General features: G+C 73.1%; 13 protein-coding genes. 5 read left to right on the forward strand and 8 right to left on the reverse strand.

What is annotated here, in order from left to right:
- The 4 genes from ACIBST_RS28550 to ACIBST_RS28565 all read left to right on the forward strand — a co-directional run.
- Positions 1-297: transposase (locus tag ACIBST_RS28550; protein WP_397176073.1), on the forward strand; the 297-nt coding region annotated here is incomplete at its 5' end.
- 400 nt (positions 298-697) lie between these two features.
- Positions 698-934, forward strand: coding sequence for a hypothetical protein (locus ACIBST_RS28555; protein WP_397176075.1), 237 nt, complete (start codon positions 698-700; stop codon positions 932-934).
- Positions 931-2,997, forward strand: coding sequence for a hypothetical protein (locus ACIBST_RS28560; protein ID WP_397176076.1), 2,067 nt, complete (start codon positions 931-933; stop codon positions 2,995-2,997). The genes ACIBST_RS28555 and ACIBST_RS28560 overlap by 4 nt, the downstream gene beginning before the upstream one ends.
- A 122-nt stretch (positions 2,998-3,119) precedes the next feature.
- Complete coding sequence (locus ACIBST_RS28565; RefSeq protein ID WP_397176078.1) at positions 3,120-3,539, forward strand: hypothetical protein; 420 nt, start codon at positions 3,120-3,122, stop codon at positions 3,537-3,539.
- Positions 3,540-3,571: 32 nt separating this feature from the next.
- Here ACIBST_RS28565 and ACIBST_RS28570 read toward each other — a convergent pair whose 3' ends face one another.
- Complete coding sequence (locus tag ACIBST_RS28570) at positions 3,572-4,321, reverse strand: IclR family transcriptional regulator (RefSeq protein ID WP_397176080.1); 750 nt, start codon at positions 4,319-4,321, stop codon at positions 3,572-3,574.
- Between the two features lie 401 nt (positions 4,322-4,722).
- Between ACIBST_RS28570 and ACIBST_RS28575 the strand changes: the two genes are divergently transcribed.
- Complete coding sequence (locus ACIBST_RS28575) at positions 4,723-5,544, forward strand: fumarylacetoacetate hydrolase family protein (protein ID WP_397176082.1); 822 nt, start codon at positions 4,723-4,725, stop codon at positions 5,542-5,544.
- Positions 5,545-6,226: 682 nt separating this feature from the next.
- Here the strand turns inward: ACIBST_RS28575 and ACIBST_RS28580 are convergent.
- From ACIBST_RS28580 to ACIBST_RS28610, 7 genes are all read right to left on the reverse strand, one after another.
- The gene (locus ACIBST_RS28580; protein WP_397176084.1) at positions 6,227-7,741 is read right to left on the reverse strand and encodes a heparinase II/III family protein; all 1,515 of its coding nucleotides are present in this window, start codon (positions 7,739-7,741) and stop codon (positions 6,227-6,229) included.
- Between the two features lie 145 nt (positions 7,742-7,886).
- Positions 7,887-8,837, reverse strand: a complete 951-nt coding sequence (locus tag ACIBST_RS28585; RefSeq protein WP_397176085.1) for a hypothetical protein — start codon at positions 8,835-8,837, stop codon at positions 7,887-7,889.
- The gene (locus ACIBST_RS28590; protein WP_397176087.1) at positions 8,830-9,414 is read right to left on the reverse strand and encodes an RNA polymerase sigma factor; all 585 of its coding nucleotides are present in this window, start codon (positions 9,412-9,414) and stop codon (positions 8,830-8,832) included. The genes ACIBST_RS28585 and ACIBST_RS28590 overlap by 8 nt, the downstream gene beginning before the upstream one ends.
- 300 nt (positions 9,415-9,714) lie before the next feature.
- Positions 9,715-10,665, reverse strand: coding sequence for a winged helix DNA-binding domain-containing protein (locus tag ACIBST_RS28595; protein WP_397176089.1), 951 nt, complete (start codon positions 10,663-10,665; stop codon positions 9,715-9,717).
- Positions 10,666-10,673: 8 nt separating this feature from the next.
- On the reverse strand, positions 10,674-12,860 hold the full coding sequence (locus tag ACIBST_RS28600; protein WP_397176090.1) for a DUF3488 and transglutaminase-like domain-containing protein: 2,187 nt from the start codon (positions 12,858-12,860) through the stop codon (positions 10,674-10,676).
- Positions 12,857-13,969, reverse strand: a complete 1,113-nt coding sequence (locus ACIBST_RS28605) for a DUF58 domain-containing protein (RefSeq protein ID WP_397176092.1) — start codon at positions 13,967-13,969, stop codon at positions 12,857-12,859. The genes ACIBST_RS28600 and ACIBST_RS28605 overlap by 4 nt, the downstream gene beginning before the upstream one ends.
- Complete coding sequence (locus tag ACIBST_RS28610; protein ID WP_397176093.1) at positions 13,970-14,962, reverse strand: AAA family ATPase; 993 nt, start codon at positions 14,960-14,962, stop codon at positions 13,970-13,972.
- Positions 14,963-14,974 lie beyond the last annotated feature (12 nt).

The raw sequence follows: 14,974 nt of genomic DNA on the forward strand, positions 1-14,974 counted from the left end.
CGCGCCGACAAGGCGTATTCTTCCCGCGCCATCCGGCAGCACCTACGCGCACGCAAGATCCGGTGCACCATCCCCGAGCCGGCCGACCGCATCGCTGCCCGACAGCGGCGTGGCAGCCGCGGTGGCCGCCCGCCGTCCTTCAACGCGGCCGACTACCGCGCCCGCTCAGCCGTCGAGTGCGGCATCAACCGGCTCAAACGCCACCGCAGCATCGCCACCCGGTACGACAAACTCGCCGTCCGCTACGAAGCCACCGTCCACATCGCCGCCATCAACGACTGGCTCACGATCCTTTGAGACACGGCCTAGGACTGCGTCCCCGATGACGAGGTGTTCCACAGCTCTTCCCCCGACCTCACCACGGCAGAGAAGGCGTCGCTCACGTCCGGGAGCGACGCCTGGCACACCACGGCGGTCCGCGACGCGGTGCCCGCGATCACGCTGTCCGACGGGCCGCACGGCACCCGCCTCGCCGCCCGCGCTCACCTCCCCTCGCCTGACACCGCCCCCAGGCTTACCCCTCCACCGAAATAGCGCGTTTTAGCCTACTTATCACCACAAACCCTCGCCCAATTCATCAGCCCAAAGCCGAATTACCGGCGGGCCCCTTTTTCATTTCACCGACGCCGACGCAGCGGGCTAATATGCCATCGACCACCCCTCCCCCTCCCTCCCCAAAGCGCAACGAAATCGGGTGATGATGGCGACGCAGCACGAAATAACCGCCGCCCGGCGTCACATCGAGCGACTGCGCGACGAACACGCCAACGACCTGACCGCGCTGATCCGCCTGGTGGACGGCGGCGCCCTCAGGGGCCCCGCCGGCGACAGCCTCGCCGCCGACCTGCGCACCTGGGACCACGGCCTCAAGGACCTCTTCACCCGGGCACTGCGGCTGCTCGACACGCTGCCCCCGTCCGAGCCCGCCCCATGACCCCTCCCCTGGGCATCGACCCCGCCCTGATGACCCAGCTCATCAACGGCATGAAGCGAGCAAGCAGCACACTTCCCGACATCGGCCTCCAAGTCGAACGAGCCCTCACCACCCTCGGCCTGTCCTTGTGGGGCCCGGCCCAGCTCTCGACCATCGGCCGCCGACTGCACGACCAGATCCCCACGCTTCAGGGCCGTCTCGACCTCATCCTCGCCACCCCCGACCGACGCCCCGGCCAAGACGGCGTCCTGTGGGCCGACGAATCCCCATGGCTGTCGAAATCCCCCTCCGAAGGCGCGGCCGCGGCCACCGCACTGGCCGCGCGACTCCGAACACAAATCGCATCCCATTCACTCGACGCGGAATCCGTGGCCGAACTCGAACGCCACAAGAACGACCCGTTCTTCGCCGTGCCCTTTCTCACCCTGATGCCGCCGCGTGAACTCAAATCGCTCATCGCCCGCGCCTATTCGTGCGACCTCCCGCCCGGCGACCGTCCCCTTCTCTATGACACGGCCATCCAGGACAGGTTCCTCACCATGCTCAGCACCCTGCTCGGCACCGCCTCCCACGGCGTCGGCCGGATGCGCCTGGCCGCCGACTACGCCGACCGCCTCATCGAGGGCATCGACCACCCCCAGAATGCGTTCGCCGTGAAGAGACTCCTCCAGGACGGCGACTTCGACCACACCTTCCTGCTCACCCTCGTCCGCAAGCTGCACGACCAGGACCTGGCCCATCCCCCCGACCTCTCCCTCCCCCGAGACCCCTGGACGCTCCCCGGCCCCAGAGACGTCTCCCCCGGCGACCTCAGCCCCATGGGCGCCGCCCTGATCGCCCTGGCCCACCACCCCGCCGTGGCCCAGGACTTCTTCACCGACCCCGCCCGCAAACCCCTCGCGTACCTGATGCGCACCCACCCCTGGCTCGGCGACGCCGACGCCGACCTCGGCTGGGCCATCCAGGCGGCGACCACGGAGTTCCGCGACCACGACCTGCCACCGGGCGGCTCACGCGGCTACAAGTCCGCCCTGATCGCCTCCTGGGCGGTCCGCTTCTGGAGCGACCCCAAGGTCCAGACCAACCTCCCCTCCACCCGCCCCCACCTCAGCACTGTCCTCAGCCAGTACATCGGCGACGTGCACCGCGACGCCCAGTCGTTCACCGACAAGAGGCCCGGAGTGGAGACGAGCGCCGATGCGGACAAGAACCTCCTCGGCGGCGACCCCTACGGCGCCAAGTTCAACGCCAAGGACATGAAGCGGGCCATGGCCTGGGCTTTCGAGGACGACGACGCCTTCCGGAAGGTGACCGCCGCGCACGGCCTGTACGCCGCCCGGATGCTGGACGAACTGGCAGCCAAGATCGAAGCGGAGGTCGAGGCCGATGTCACGGCCTGGCGCCGGTCACACCCCGGCGCCACGCGGCAACAACTGGACGCCGCACGACAGGACATCCTCGAGGAGCGGATGAGCCGGAGCGGAGGCGCGGAGTTCGCCCGAGCGGCACGCGGCCTCAGCGTGACGACCTGGATGATCACCGACGCGGCCGGCATCTCCGGCATCGAGCAGGCGAAGGCGGAAGACGCCCGTTTCTCCGCGTTCAAGGAGATGACGGAGGCGGTCGTCGGGCTTGCCCCCGGCCCTCCCGGCAAGTTCATCGGACTGCTGGTCGACACGGCCAAGGGAGAACTCTTCGGCAAGATCAAGCCCAACCGGGAGGAACAGGCCCGCATGAGCGCCGACGATGCGCTGGGGGCCGCCAAGCACATGTTCTCTGACCTGACCGCCGCCACCATGATGCGCCACGGCTTGTTCGGGGACGGTTCCGTACCGGCCAGGACGCACCCGTACCGCCACCAGGACTTTGCACCGGGGGCTGCCGGGCACTTCCTGGTCAACGGGCAGATCAAACCCTGGGACGAGATGAACGCGGATCAGCGGGAGTCCTACGACGAGTGGCTACATCTCAACGAGACCGGCCGCGTGTTCGACCGCCCGGACGCGGCCATCGTGCTCGGGTTCAAGGAGTCCGAGGCCAACTATCAGGAGCGAGACTCGTGAGAATCTCGTGCTTGATGGCCTTTCTCAGCGCTCTAGTGGTCTCAGGGTGTTCAGGCTCCCCTGCTCTGCCGTCGGACAACCGGCCCCTGGGCAACGTGACCGCGGCCCCCCAGGAATGCGACATGATCTCGGCGGACGCCATCAAGATCGCCACAGGCTTGAAGAACTACAGTGCGGTCGGGACGAAGATGGACCAGGGCCGTTTCGCGTCATGCTCCGTGGCCACGGATCTGACAGCGGAAGGCAAGCTGGGCCTTGTCATCGAAGTGTTCGATCCGTCGCCGGATGATGCGGAAGATCTGGAGAACACCAAACGATCCACCGATGGAACCGATCTTCCTGGTGGTCTCGGGCCGGGTTTCGCTGCTCGGCGGAGGAATGGTCAGGATCAGAGCATTGCGTTTGTCTACGGGTGGACGTCTGACTACAAGCGGCTGCTCACCGTGAGCATCATCGAGGGGGCGCCGGGGAGGGATTCGTTGGCGGATGCGGTGGAGTTTTTTCGGCAGCTCAAGCCGCTGTTGCTCACGTCGTCTCGATAGTTCATTGCCTTGGGGTGGTCGGGGCGGGTGGGTCAGGCGGGGAAGTCGGTGAGGTGGGGTTCGGCCTCGGTTATGGATCGGCGGAGGTCGGTCAGGAGGGACGGGAGGCGGTCGGGGGTGTAGCGGGCCGAGGGGATCGAGATGGACAGGGCTCCCACGGGGGTGCCGCGGCCGTTGCGTAGGGCCGCTCCGACCGCCGAGACGCCCTGTTCCGTGCCGTCGAGGTTGAGGGCGTAGCCGCGGGGGCGGATCTCGTCGAGTTCGCGGAGCAGGGACGCGCGTTCCTGCTCGGGCAGGTCCTGGTAGAGCTCGGTGAGCTGGTCGGGGGGCAGCGAGGACAGCAGGACCTTGCCGCCGGAGGCGCGGTGGGCGGGCAGGATCGTGCCGCGGCGGTCGCCGACGTACAGGATCTGCGGGGACTCGATGCTGTCCAGGAAGCGGACTTCGGTGCCCATTCTGACCATGAGGTTCACGGTCTCCCGGACGCGGGCGCACAGGGCCTCCATGGCGGGCCGGACGTGCGCGCGCAGCTCGCGCAGGGACGAGCCGCCGTCGCCCGCCGCCGGGCCGAGGAAGGGTCCCGGCAGGTAGGTGTGGTGCTCGTCCTGGACGGCGAAGTCGCGATAGACCAGCATCGCCAGCAGGCGGTGCGCGGTCGAGCGGGCGATGCCGAGCTCCTTGGCGACGTCGGTGACCTTGAGCCGTCCTTGGTCACGCAGCATGTGGAGGAGAAGCAGCGCGTTGTCGACCGAGCCCAGGGGGTACGCGGGCTTGTTCTTCACAGCAGAACGCTAGTGCAGTACGCGGAATTACTCCCTAGCGTTGGGCAGCATGACTCCCGACGAGAGGTTGTACGTGGACGTCACTTTCGCGCATCTGTCCTGTTCTGGGTGCAGGTAGGCGGCTTGATGCCCGTACGTCCTTGGGATAGGGCGCGGCTGCGTGGGGGCGTGTTGGGTTCGGTGGGGTGGGGTGGCGAGCGGCGGGCTGTCGTGCCGGCCCGCCCTGGTTCGGACGGTCCGCCGGGTGTCACCCCGGGTCTCTTGACGGGCCTCCAGCGGCTGCCGTCGCCTGAGCTCAGTTGCATCTGGAAGGCGGTTGTTTCAGGCGCGCCCGGGTCGAATTGTTCTGGTTCGTCGAGACGCCCTCCTGAGGGCCTGCACCGGTATCGAGAGGAGCTCGAGTGAAGCTCGCGACGCTGCGACTGCCGCGCCGTACGGCCGCCGTCCGGATCGACGGGGAGCACGCCGTTGAGGTCGGGGCGCCCGACGTCGGGATGTTGCTGGCCGATCCGCGCTGGCGGGAGGTGGCCGCCGCGGCGGACGGGGCGCGGCATCCGCTGTCCACGGCCGATCTGGCGCCCGTGGTGCCGGTGCCGGGGAAGATCATCTGTGTCGGGCTCAACTACCGCGATCACATCCTGGAGATGGGACGGGAGTTGCCGCGCTATCCGACGGTGTTCGCGAAGTTCGCCGAGGCGCTGATCGGGCCGTACGACGACATCGAGTTGCCGGCGGTCTCGGATTCCATGGACTGGGAGGGCGAGCTGGCCGTGATCGTCGGGGCGGAGGTGCGCAATGCCTCGCGGGAGGAGGCCGAGGCGGCCATCGCCGGGTACTCGGTGCTCAACGACGTGACGGCCAGGGACTACCAGAACCGTACGGCGCAGTGGCTGCAGGGCAAGACGTTCGAGGGGACGACGCCGTTCGGGCCCTTCCTCGTCACGCCGGACGAGATCAGCGGGGCGATGACCCTGGAGTGCGAAGTGGACGGGGAGGTCGTGCAGCAGGCGGACACGGCCGGCCTGGTGTTCCCGCCGGGCGAGCTGATCGCGTACCTGTCGCGGATTCTCACGTTGCGGCCGGGCGACGTCATCGCGACCGGCACGCCCGGGGGTGTGGGGCATGCCCGGAGGCCGCCCCGGTACCTGATGGACGGGAGCAAGGTCGTCACCCGGATCGCGGGGGTCGGCGAGCTGGTGAACACGGCTCGCCGCCTGGCCTGACCCGGCCTCGCTGACCACCGGGCCGATGTACGTCCCGGACCGCCTCGGGTCCGACCTGGTTTTCGCTGGGACGATCTACATCGTCGGTTGCAAGTGGGCAGCCGGATCTCGATCGTCCCTTGGGTTGGCGGGCTACGTGGGAGTGCGAGTCGCTGTGGTGGGTGGCTGCCGAACTGCACGAGGGTTCGGCAGCGGCCGGGGAGACGGGGTGCAGGGCCGGTCTCAGCGGACGGGGTACGGTGGCGGTCCCGGTGGACGTGGGGTGGCGACGGGCAGGGCGTGGTGGCGGTCTCGGCGGGCGCGCTGGGGGCGGTGGTCATGGTCCCGGCAGGGCAAGGCGCAGAGGCGGTCCCGCCGAACGGGGAGATGGTGACGGGCAAGGTCCGGTGACGGTCTCGGCAAACGAGGTTGGCGAGCCGCCGGTGATGCGGTGTCTGGTGGGGCGGCATGGCGCGGCCGATGCAGGTTCCTCGGCCCGACCTGGTTTCGCCGGGTGCTACGACGGCTGCGGTGTCTGACGGACCGCGAGGGGGCGTGCGAGTCGGCTGTGGGGGCGGTCGTGATGGCGGCGTTGGTGATGGCGGCCGTGATGACAGCGACCGCGGTGACAGCGACCGCGGTGACAGCGACCGCGGTGATGGGGGCGCGGTGTGGGTTGGCTGACGGGGTGCCGGGGTTGTGGTCAGAGTGAAGGGGGCCATGGCAGGGGTAGGTGGGCGGGGTCGGGGGTGTCGGTGCCGGGGAGGATCATGGTCAGGACTTCGGGTGCGCTTCCGGAGGTGACCGTCACCGCCTCCTGCGTGCGGAGGTAGCCGGTGGAGACCTTGATGGTTCCCACCTCCATGCCCGACGCGGGCCGCTGGAGCAGCGTGACCCGCCAGTCGCCGTCGCCGAGCACCACGGCGTCCGCCCGCCGCTCGACCAGCCGTAACGCCGGGTCGAAGTGCCACAGGCTGCGCAGCGTCCCGGACGACACCGAGTCGCGTACGGCCATCACGTCCGCGCCGTGCCCGACCAGGACGCGGCGGGTCCTGGTGACCCCGTAGGCGTCGTCGGCCAGCTCGAACTCCTGGCGTCCTGAGCCGAGGTCGGCGTGCACCAGGCGGGTGGCCGTACCGGGACGGAACTCACCGTCCGGGACGGGCACGTTGTGGGCCTGCGGGGTACGGGTCCAGGCCGCGTACTCGGTCCGTTCGTAGGAGTGGAACCCGGCCTCGACCAGGATGCGGCGGCCCTGGGCGCTGTAGGTGACGCCGAGGTGGTCCTCGTGGCCGTGCAGGCGGCGGCCGGGGCCGAACCTGATCGAGTAGTGGGCCGAGCGCGCGTCGTCCCAGGCGGTCCGGCCGAAGACGTATCCGGCGTCGAAGACGCGTACGAGGGGGCCCTCGTGGGGGAAGCCGGGGGCGCGGGTGTCGGCCGGGCTGTCGCCGATGGGGGTCAGGCAGCCGTCGGGCTGGGTGGCGTGCGCGATGTAGCCCTCCAGGGCGGTCCGGCGGGCGGCGAGCCGGGCCGGGGGCTCGGCGCCGCTCTCGGTGATCGCGCGCAGGGCTACGCCGAGGCGGCGGTGCACGTACAGGCCGTAGCGGGGGGCCTGTTCGTGCAGCACGCCCTGGGCGTCGACGGCCAGTTCGGCGGACCCGGTCATCCTGCGTACGGCCAGGTCGCGCCACTTGGCGCGGCCGAGGCGGCAGCCGATGAGCAGCAGCCCGATGTCCTGGTCCAGGCCGTGGTTGTGGCCCGCGCGGTAGAGCGCGGGGTCGGCCAGGACCTCGCCGTGCTCGGCCAGGCTCTGCCACAGCAGCGGGGTGCGCACGTGCTCGCTCAGGCAGACCAGCACGGGCGCGCGCAGGGCGACGGCGTGCTCGGCCCACGCCCACGGGCTCAGCCCGTGCCCGCCGCGCGGGTTGCGGCCGATCCACTGCGCGGTCACGTCGGCGGCGCGCTCCAGGCAGGCCCGCTCGCCCGTGCGCTCGTACGCGCCGACCAGGCGTCCCGCCCAGCGCAGCGTGTGCAGGTTCAGCGCCCAGGAGCGGTTGCCGTACGGGTCGGCGGTCCAGTCGATCTCCGTGCCGAGGTCGGCGGGCGGCAGGCCGGCGAACCTGACCCGTCCGTCCATCACCTCCGCGACGTCGGCGGCGGGGAACTGGTCGCTCAGGCAGATGGCCCTGCCGGTGGTCGTGCGGGCACGCCAGAACACGTCGCGGCTCCTGTTTCGGGGCGCGCTGAACTCACCGCGCGGCGGTCAAGCGCCTGCCGGGGCGGGGTCAGTGCGGGTCGGGGTGGGGGAAGTGCGGGTCGGGCAGGGGGTCACTGCAGGCGGGGAGGCAGTGCAGGTCGGAGGGTCAGCGCAGGTCCGGGGGCTGGTCGGTCCAGCCTGCCGTGAGGACGATCTGCGAGCCGCCGGTCCCGCCCGCGTCGGCGCCGGCGAGGACCTGGGAGGTGGCCGGATCGATGATCAACGTCCGCCGGACGCCGGTGGGGAGCGGATAGCTGAACGCCTCCCCGGGACGGCCCAGCGGGTCGGCGCGACCGCCCAGGTAGCGGACGTCGGGCAGGTCGGCCAGCGCCCGGTAGGCGGCGGCGCGTACGGCGGGGGGTGACGGCTTGCTCCACAGCAGGCCGCTGAGCGCGTCGGCGAGCAGGCCGGCCGAACCGGCGGGCAACATGGCGGCCACCCGTTCCTTGAGCGCCGCGGGGTCGGCGGGCAGCTCGTGGATCTGGCGGAACGTCAGGTCGCGGCCCGCCATGGTGAACGGCGCCCGGCCCGTCACCGGGACGACCCGCCCACGTCCCGCACAGCTCTTCTCGGAGGCCGGCCACGAGGAGGAAGAGGTGGGAGCGAGGGTGGAGGTGATGGTGAGGGCGGAGTCGGGAGCCGGGGTGGAGGTGCAGGTCCAGGCTCGGCCGTCTCTGGTGGCCCAGAGCTCGGTGAGGCGGTCGCCGTCGTGCAGCCGGCTGATGTGCCAGTAGGCCGCCTGCTGCCCGGAGGCCGCCGTACTGGCCGCGGCGAGCAGGATCGAACGGCCCGGCACCGCGGACGGCGTCCCTCTGACCAGCATGAGCGCCACGGCGAGCGCGGCGGCCGTGGCCAGGGAGAGCGCCGACAGCCGCGCCAGGCGCCGGCGGCGGCGCGCGGCCGCCACCCGCCGCCACACCCTGGCCTGGGCGTAGGGGGCGGGCGCCGGATGCCCGTACAGGTCGCGGACGGCCCGCAGGTCGTCACCGGCGCCCCCGGGGAACGGGCGAGGGTCGGGAGCGGGCTCGTCGGAGGCGGGAGGGCGGAGGTCAGCCATGGGTGGTCTCCAGGACGTGCGGGCCGAGCAGGGCGCGCAGCTTCCTGCGGGCCCGGTTGAGCCGCGACCCGACGGTCCCGTACGGGATGCCGAGGACGGTGGCGATCTCGTCGTGGCTCAGCCCGGCGAGGGCGACGAGCAGCAGCACGTCGCGGTCGCGCCGGTCGAGCCCGGCCAGGGCGGCGGCCAGGTTGGGGCGCAGGCTCTGGGCGCTGACCCGCAGGGCGACGGCCTCCTCGTGGCCGGGCGCGTCGCCGTCGGGGCCGCAGCGGCCGAGCGCCCGCAGCGTGCGGGCCTCCAGCCGGCGCTGCTTGCCGATGAGGTTCGTGGCGATGCCGTAGAGCCAGGCGCGCACGCCCGCCCGCGACGGGTCGTAGTGCGCGCGCTTGCGGAAGGCGGTCAGGAAGGTCTCGGCGACGATGTCCTCGGCGTGGTCGGGGCCGAGCCGCTGGGCGACGTAGGCGTGGATCTCGCCGAAGTACCGGTCGAACACCTCCTCGAAGCGCTCGTCGAGCGTGCGCTCGCCGGGCGCGCGGGCGGCCCACGGCACCGCCGTCGCGATGGTCTCCCCCGTCATGTCCAGCCTCCGTGCGTCAAATGGTTCTTCTCTTATCACCCGACGCGCCGGTTTACGTTCACGACAAGTCGCTCTCAACGGTCACACGCCCTCTTCCCGGGTAGGCGGATGGGCATGGGGGAGCCGGTCATCGCCCTGGTCGGGGTGGGACTGGCGGGCCGGCCGGCCCGCGTGGTTCGGGGCCAACACGACGTTCGGGGCCAACACGACGGCGGGCGAGAGCACGGTGCGCTCGCCCGACGGCCTCCTGCCCGAGGAGCGGTTCGGATCGCCGGCCGCCTGGGTGCCGGGACGGGCCGGTCAGCGACCGGTGAGGAAGCGGCGGACGTCCTCGATCTCGGCCCGGACCGGCTCCTCGGGCAGCTCGCCGAACGGCCGCACGCTGACCTGCGCGCCCTTCCTGGACCACACGCCCGCGACCGTCCCCGCCGACACCACCACCGGGCGCAGGACGCCGCCGCCGGGGAACACCTCGGCGGCGTGCTCGGCGGCCAGGACGCCGTCCCGGCCGCGCCAGCCCATCAGGTACTCGTCGAAGGCGGGCACGAGGCGCAGCACGGGCTCGCCGGGCTCGGGCGGGTCCTGGGCGGCGCTCGCCCGCCAGGCGGCGCGGGCCTCGCCGAGCGGCAGGCCGGACCAGGCGGCCAGGTCCTCGGGGGTGGCCGGGTGGTGGGCGCGGCGGTAGCGCACGGCCAGTTCCCTCAGCGCCTTCCCGCGGTCGGGCTCGGGCACGACGGGCGCGCCGAGCCAGTCGCCCGCGTGCACGTACGTCGGCTTGCCCGCCCTGGACGGGCCGAGCACCGCCAGGCCGTGATGGGCGGCCAGCGCCATCAGGTGCACGACGCCCTGGCCGCGGGCCCGTCCGGCGAGGCGTTCCGTCAGCTCGGCCTTGGTCAGCGGGCCCTGGCCGGCGAGGGCGTTCACGGCGAGCGGGAGCAGGTCGTCGCCCGTGACGCCCTCCTGCCGCAGGCGGCGCAGGGCCGCGGTGTCGCTGCTGGTGAGGGCGTGGATCCAGGGGAGGTCGTCGGCGTGCACGAAGTGCAGCGTGCCGCGCGGGCCCCACGTCCTGACGATCTCGCGGGCCTGCCAGGCGGCCTCGATGCCGGACGGCGTGAGGGTGGCCGAGCGGGCGCGGAAGGCTAGCAGGGCGGAGGGCACGTCCTGGGCCTGCATCGCGGTCAGGTGCCGGACGACGTCGGCCGCGGTGAGGCCGGGCGGGCGGTGCAGGAGCTGGGCCTCGACGCTTCTCATGGACGGGATCATCGCAGGAGGAGGCGGTCGCGCAGGCGGGTGGGGAGGGGGGTGCGCGAGCGGGCGGCGCGGCGGACGGCGTCGCTGCTGTCCCAGGCGCGGGCGGCGTCGGCGTCGGTGACGTCGTCGGGGGCGTACCGGACGAAGTTCGAAATTTCGGCCAACGGCCTGAGATGGGTGGTGATGTCGGGTGGCTGGCCGGTCAGGACGTCCTCGGCGGTCAGCGTCCGCCTGCCGCCCAGCCGCAGGTCGTCGCAGGTCTGCCGCCAGGCGCCGAGCACCCGGTCGCCGGGCCCCCCGCCGCGTCTCCTGGACCGCCTGCGCCACCAGGGCAGCACGGCGGCCGTCACCGCGTACGCCGCCAGCAGGCCCCCGCCCGCAACGGCGGCGAGCACCCAGGGCGACGGCCCGCCGCCGGGCCGCGCGCCCTGGTCCGCGGCCTTCGGGCGGGCCGTGCCGGAGCGGTCGCCGCCGCCGCGCGCGAACTCGCCCTCCAGCTGCTCGCTCTCCTCGATCGCCGAGGAGACGACGTCGTGGTCGTCCTTGGCGCCGCTGCGGCCGGGCGTGGGGTAGAACGGCCGCCAGCCCAGCCGCTCGAACTTGATCTCCGCCCACGCCATGACGTGCCCCGACCTGACGTGGTAGACGCCCCCGGACGCCTGTCCCGGCCGGAAGCCCACCACCACCCGCGACGGCAGCCCGAGCGTCCTGGCCATGAGCGCGAACGTCGCCGCGAACTGCTCCGACGTGCCCCGGTGGGTGGTCCGCAGGAAGAACTCCAGGCCCTTGAGCGAGTGGCCGGGCGGCGCGGTGACGTCGTAGGAGGCGCTGGTGCGCAGGTGGCTCTGCAGCCGGTACGCCTGCTTGATCGGCGCGTCCGCGCCCTTGGTCGCCTCCTGCGCGAGCTCGCGGAACAGCTTCTCCTGCGGCCCCGGCGGGAACGCGGTCAGCGCCGCGTCGTCGTGCGCGGGGGTGGCCGCCAGCAGGTCCTCCTTGGACGGCTCCGGCACCCTGGACGTCACCTCGTAGGCGAAGCCCCTGCCGGGACGCCTGCCCGCGCCCGCGGCGGGGTCGGCCAGCAGGGCGCCGCTCTGCGGGTCGGCGGCCAGCCCGGGGACGCCGTCGACCTCGACCGGCCGTTCGGCAGCGGGCAGCCACGTGCCCGGCAGCCCGGTGAAGGTCACCCGCTGCCGGACGACCCGCGCGGCCCCCGTCCACTCCCCCTGGGGGATCCGGCCGCCCGTGGGACGGAAGCGGGCCCCGGACGTCCAGCGCACGCCGTCGTAGCGGTCGAGCACGGCCAGCCGCCAGTTGAGCGGCTTGTCCGCCTTGACGGTGAACAGCTCCCTGTCGGGGATCTGCAGCCAGCCCGACACGCGGTCGAGCGGGCTCACGCTGTCCACCCGCCTGGGCGGCGGCAGTTCGGCGTCCTGCCTCGGGTCGTACGGCTGCGCCGCCACGGGCAGCAGCGGTCCCACCGCCAGCGCCAGTGCGGCCAGGACGGCGGCGGCGGGCAGGCCGCCGAGCAGCCAGAGCGGCGATCGGTCGTCGCGGACCAGGGCGAGGGCGGCGACGAGTACGAACAGGGCGGCGGCGACCGGCAGGTTCGAGCCCTCGCCGTCCACGCCGAGCAGCAGCGCGGCGGCGAACACGGCCAGGGCGGGGACGGCGGCGGCGATCCTGGTGCGGGTCCGGGTGAGGGTCTCGGCGCCGATCACGGCCGCGGCCCAGACGAGCGTGTGCACGAGGACGAGCAGGCGCGGCTCGGGTTGCGCGGGGAGCAGCGTGGTGAGCAGCGCGTGCCAGGCGTCGGCCACGTCGGCGAGCACGCCGGGGGCCAGGCCGTGGTAGAGCGGGACCGTCCCGGCGAGCCAGGCGAGGAGGTCGAGCGCGAGCGCGAGCCACAGGGGCCGCCGCGCGGTGAGCGCCGCCACCAGGACGGGGGCGACGGCGGCGGGCACGATCGCGAGCAGGAGCTCCGTGCCGGGGAAGACCCGGTGGAACCCCCACCCGGCGACCCCGGCCACCGCCGCCACCACCACCAGCCCGACCCCACCCCGCCACCACACCCCGCCCGCGAACGCGGACGCGGACGCGGGCGCGGGCGCGGGCGCGGGCGCGGGAGGCACGGGCGCGGGCGCGGAGGGGACGGGCGCGGAGGGGACGGGCGCGGGGGCGGGGGCCGGGGGTGTCATCGGGGGGTCCAGGCGAAGGGGAGGGCGGCCAGGTCGGTGAGGGGGATGACCGTGACGCCGGGCACGCTCACCGGCCCCGGCCCCGTGAGCACGCAGATCACCCGGTCGAAGCGCCGCCGGACGCCCGCCGCCCGTCCCGCCTCGGCCGCGTCACCGGTGACCAGCACCAGCGACCCGCCGCCGCGCGCCATCCGCACGATCTCCCCCACCCCCGCCGAGCCGGGCCGCGCCAGGGCGAGCCGGTCGAGGATCGCGTCGGGGTCGGCGTCGGCCCTGACGTCGGCCTTGGCGTCGGCCGCCGCCCGCTCACCGGCCAGCACCCGCACCGGGAACCCCGCGCGGGCGGCCGCCACCGCCACGGACGCCGCCGCGTCCACCGCCAGTTCCGTCAGCTCCCGCGTGTCCAGGACGACGGTCGTGGTGGGCAGGCTGGCGTCGATGAGCTGGCGGACCATGAGCGTGCCGGTCCTGGCGCTGGAGCGCCAGTGGACGTGCCGCAGGTCGTCGCCCACGACGTACTCGCGCAGGGTGTGGAAGGTGACGGTGCCGCTGGGGGCGTTGTCGCTGGTGGGCCCCTCCAGGTGATGGGCCCGGCCGGACGGCGGCACGGACAGCGCGACGGTGCGCGGGCGGACCAGGAGGGTGACGGCGTCGCCGTACCGCCGCACCCGGCGCGTGAGGCCGAACGGGTCGGCCCGGACCAGCAGCAGCGGCCCGACCGGGATCTCGCCGCGCACGCCGGTGGGCAGCGGGTAGGAGACGGTGCGCGCGCCGTTGCCGGGCAGCCGCGGCAGGGCGATCAGGTGCTCCGACGTCCCGACGCGGTCCTGGACGCGCAGCCCAGACAGGCCGCGCCGCCCCCGGTTGACCACGTGCAGCACCGCGACCGCCGCCTCGCCCCTCGGCACCTTGAGCGGCGTCACCTCGCGCCGCACCGCCAGGTCGGGCGCGGGGGCCGTCCAGGCGAGGGCGGCGGCCAGGGCGAGCACGCCGCCGGTGGCCAGCACGACGGGCTCGGGGTAGCCGAGCGCGAACCCCGCCGCGTAGAGCGCCGCCGAGCCCGCGAGCGTGGCCCACCCGAGCGGGGTGAACAGGGCCGTGAGCCGCATCTAGGCCGCCTGCGGCACCGGCATCCCGGCGAGGATCTCGCCGAGCGCGGACGCCGCGCCGATCTCGCGCAGCTCGGCCTCCGGCGTGAGGATCAGCCGGTGCGCCAGCACCGGGACGGCCAGCGCCTTGACGTCCTCGGGCACCACGTAGTGCCGTCCGGCGGCGGCGGCCCTGACGCGGGCGGCGCGCAGCAGCGCCAGGCTCCCCCGGGGGCTCGCGCCCAGCCGCAGGTGCGGGCTGGTACGGGTGGCCGCGCACAGCCCGACGATGTAGTCGTAGACCGGGTCTGCCACGTGGATCCGGGAGGCGAAGTCGATCATCCCGGCCACGTCCGTCGCCCGCGCCACCACCGGGAGCCGCTCGACCTGCGGCCCGGTCGGCCCGCCCTTGAGCACCTCGACCTCCGAGACGTGGTCGGGGTAGCCGACGGAGATCTTCATCAGGAACCGGTCGAGCTGGGCCTCCGGCAGCGGGTACGTGCCGTCCATATCCACCGGGTTCTGCGTGGCCACCACCAGGAACGGCCGCGGGACCGGGTGCGGTTCGGCGTCCACCGTGACCCGGCGCTCCTCCATGACCTCCAGCAGGGCCGACTGGGTCTTGGGGGAGGCCCGGTTGATCTCGTCGGCGAGCACGATGTTGGCGAACACCGGGCCCTGGTGGAACTCGAACTTCTGGTGCGCCTGGTTGAAGATGGACACGCCGGTGATGTCGCTCGGCAGCAGGTCGGGGGTGAACTGGATGCGCCGCCACTCGGCGTCCACGCTGGCCGCGACCGAGCGGGCGAGGGTGGTCTTGCCGGTGCCCGGGACGTCCTCGACGAGCAGGTGGCCCTCGGCGAACAGGCAGATCAGGGCCAGCTCGACGGCCTCGCGCTTGCCGCGGACGACGCGTTCGATGTTGCCGGCCAGGAGCTGGAACCGCTGCGCGAACTGGCCGGCCAGGGCGGCGGGCTGCTGGGCCATCTGGTCCGGGTAGGTGTACTGGGTCAACCGGTCCCCCTC

The sequence above is a fragment of the Nonomuraea sp. NPDC049684 genome, assembly GCF_044465345.1.
Taxonomy (GTDB): Bacteria; Actinomycetota; Actinomycetes; order Streptosporangiales; family Streptosporangiaceae; genus Nonomuraea.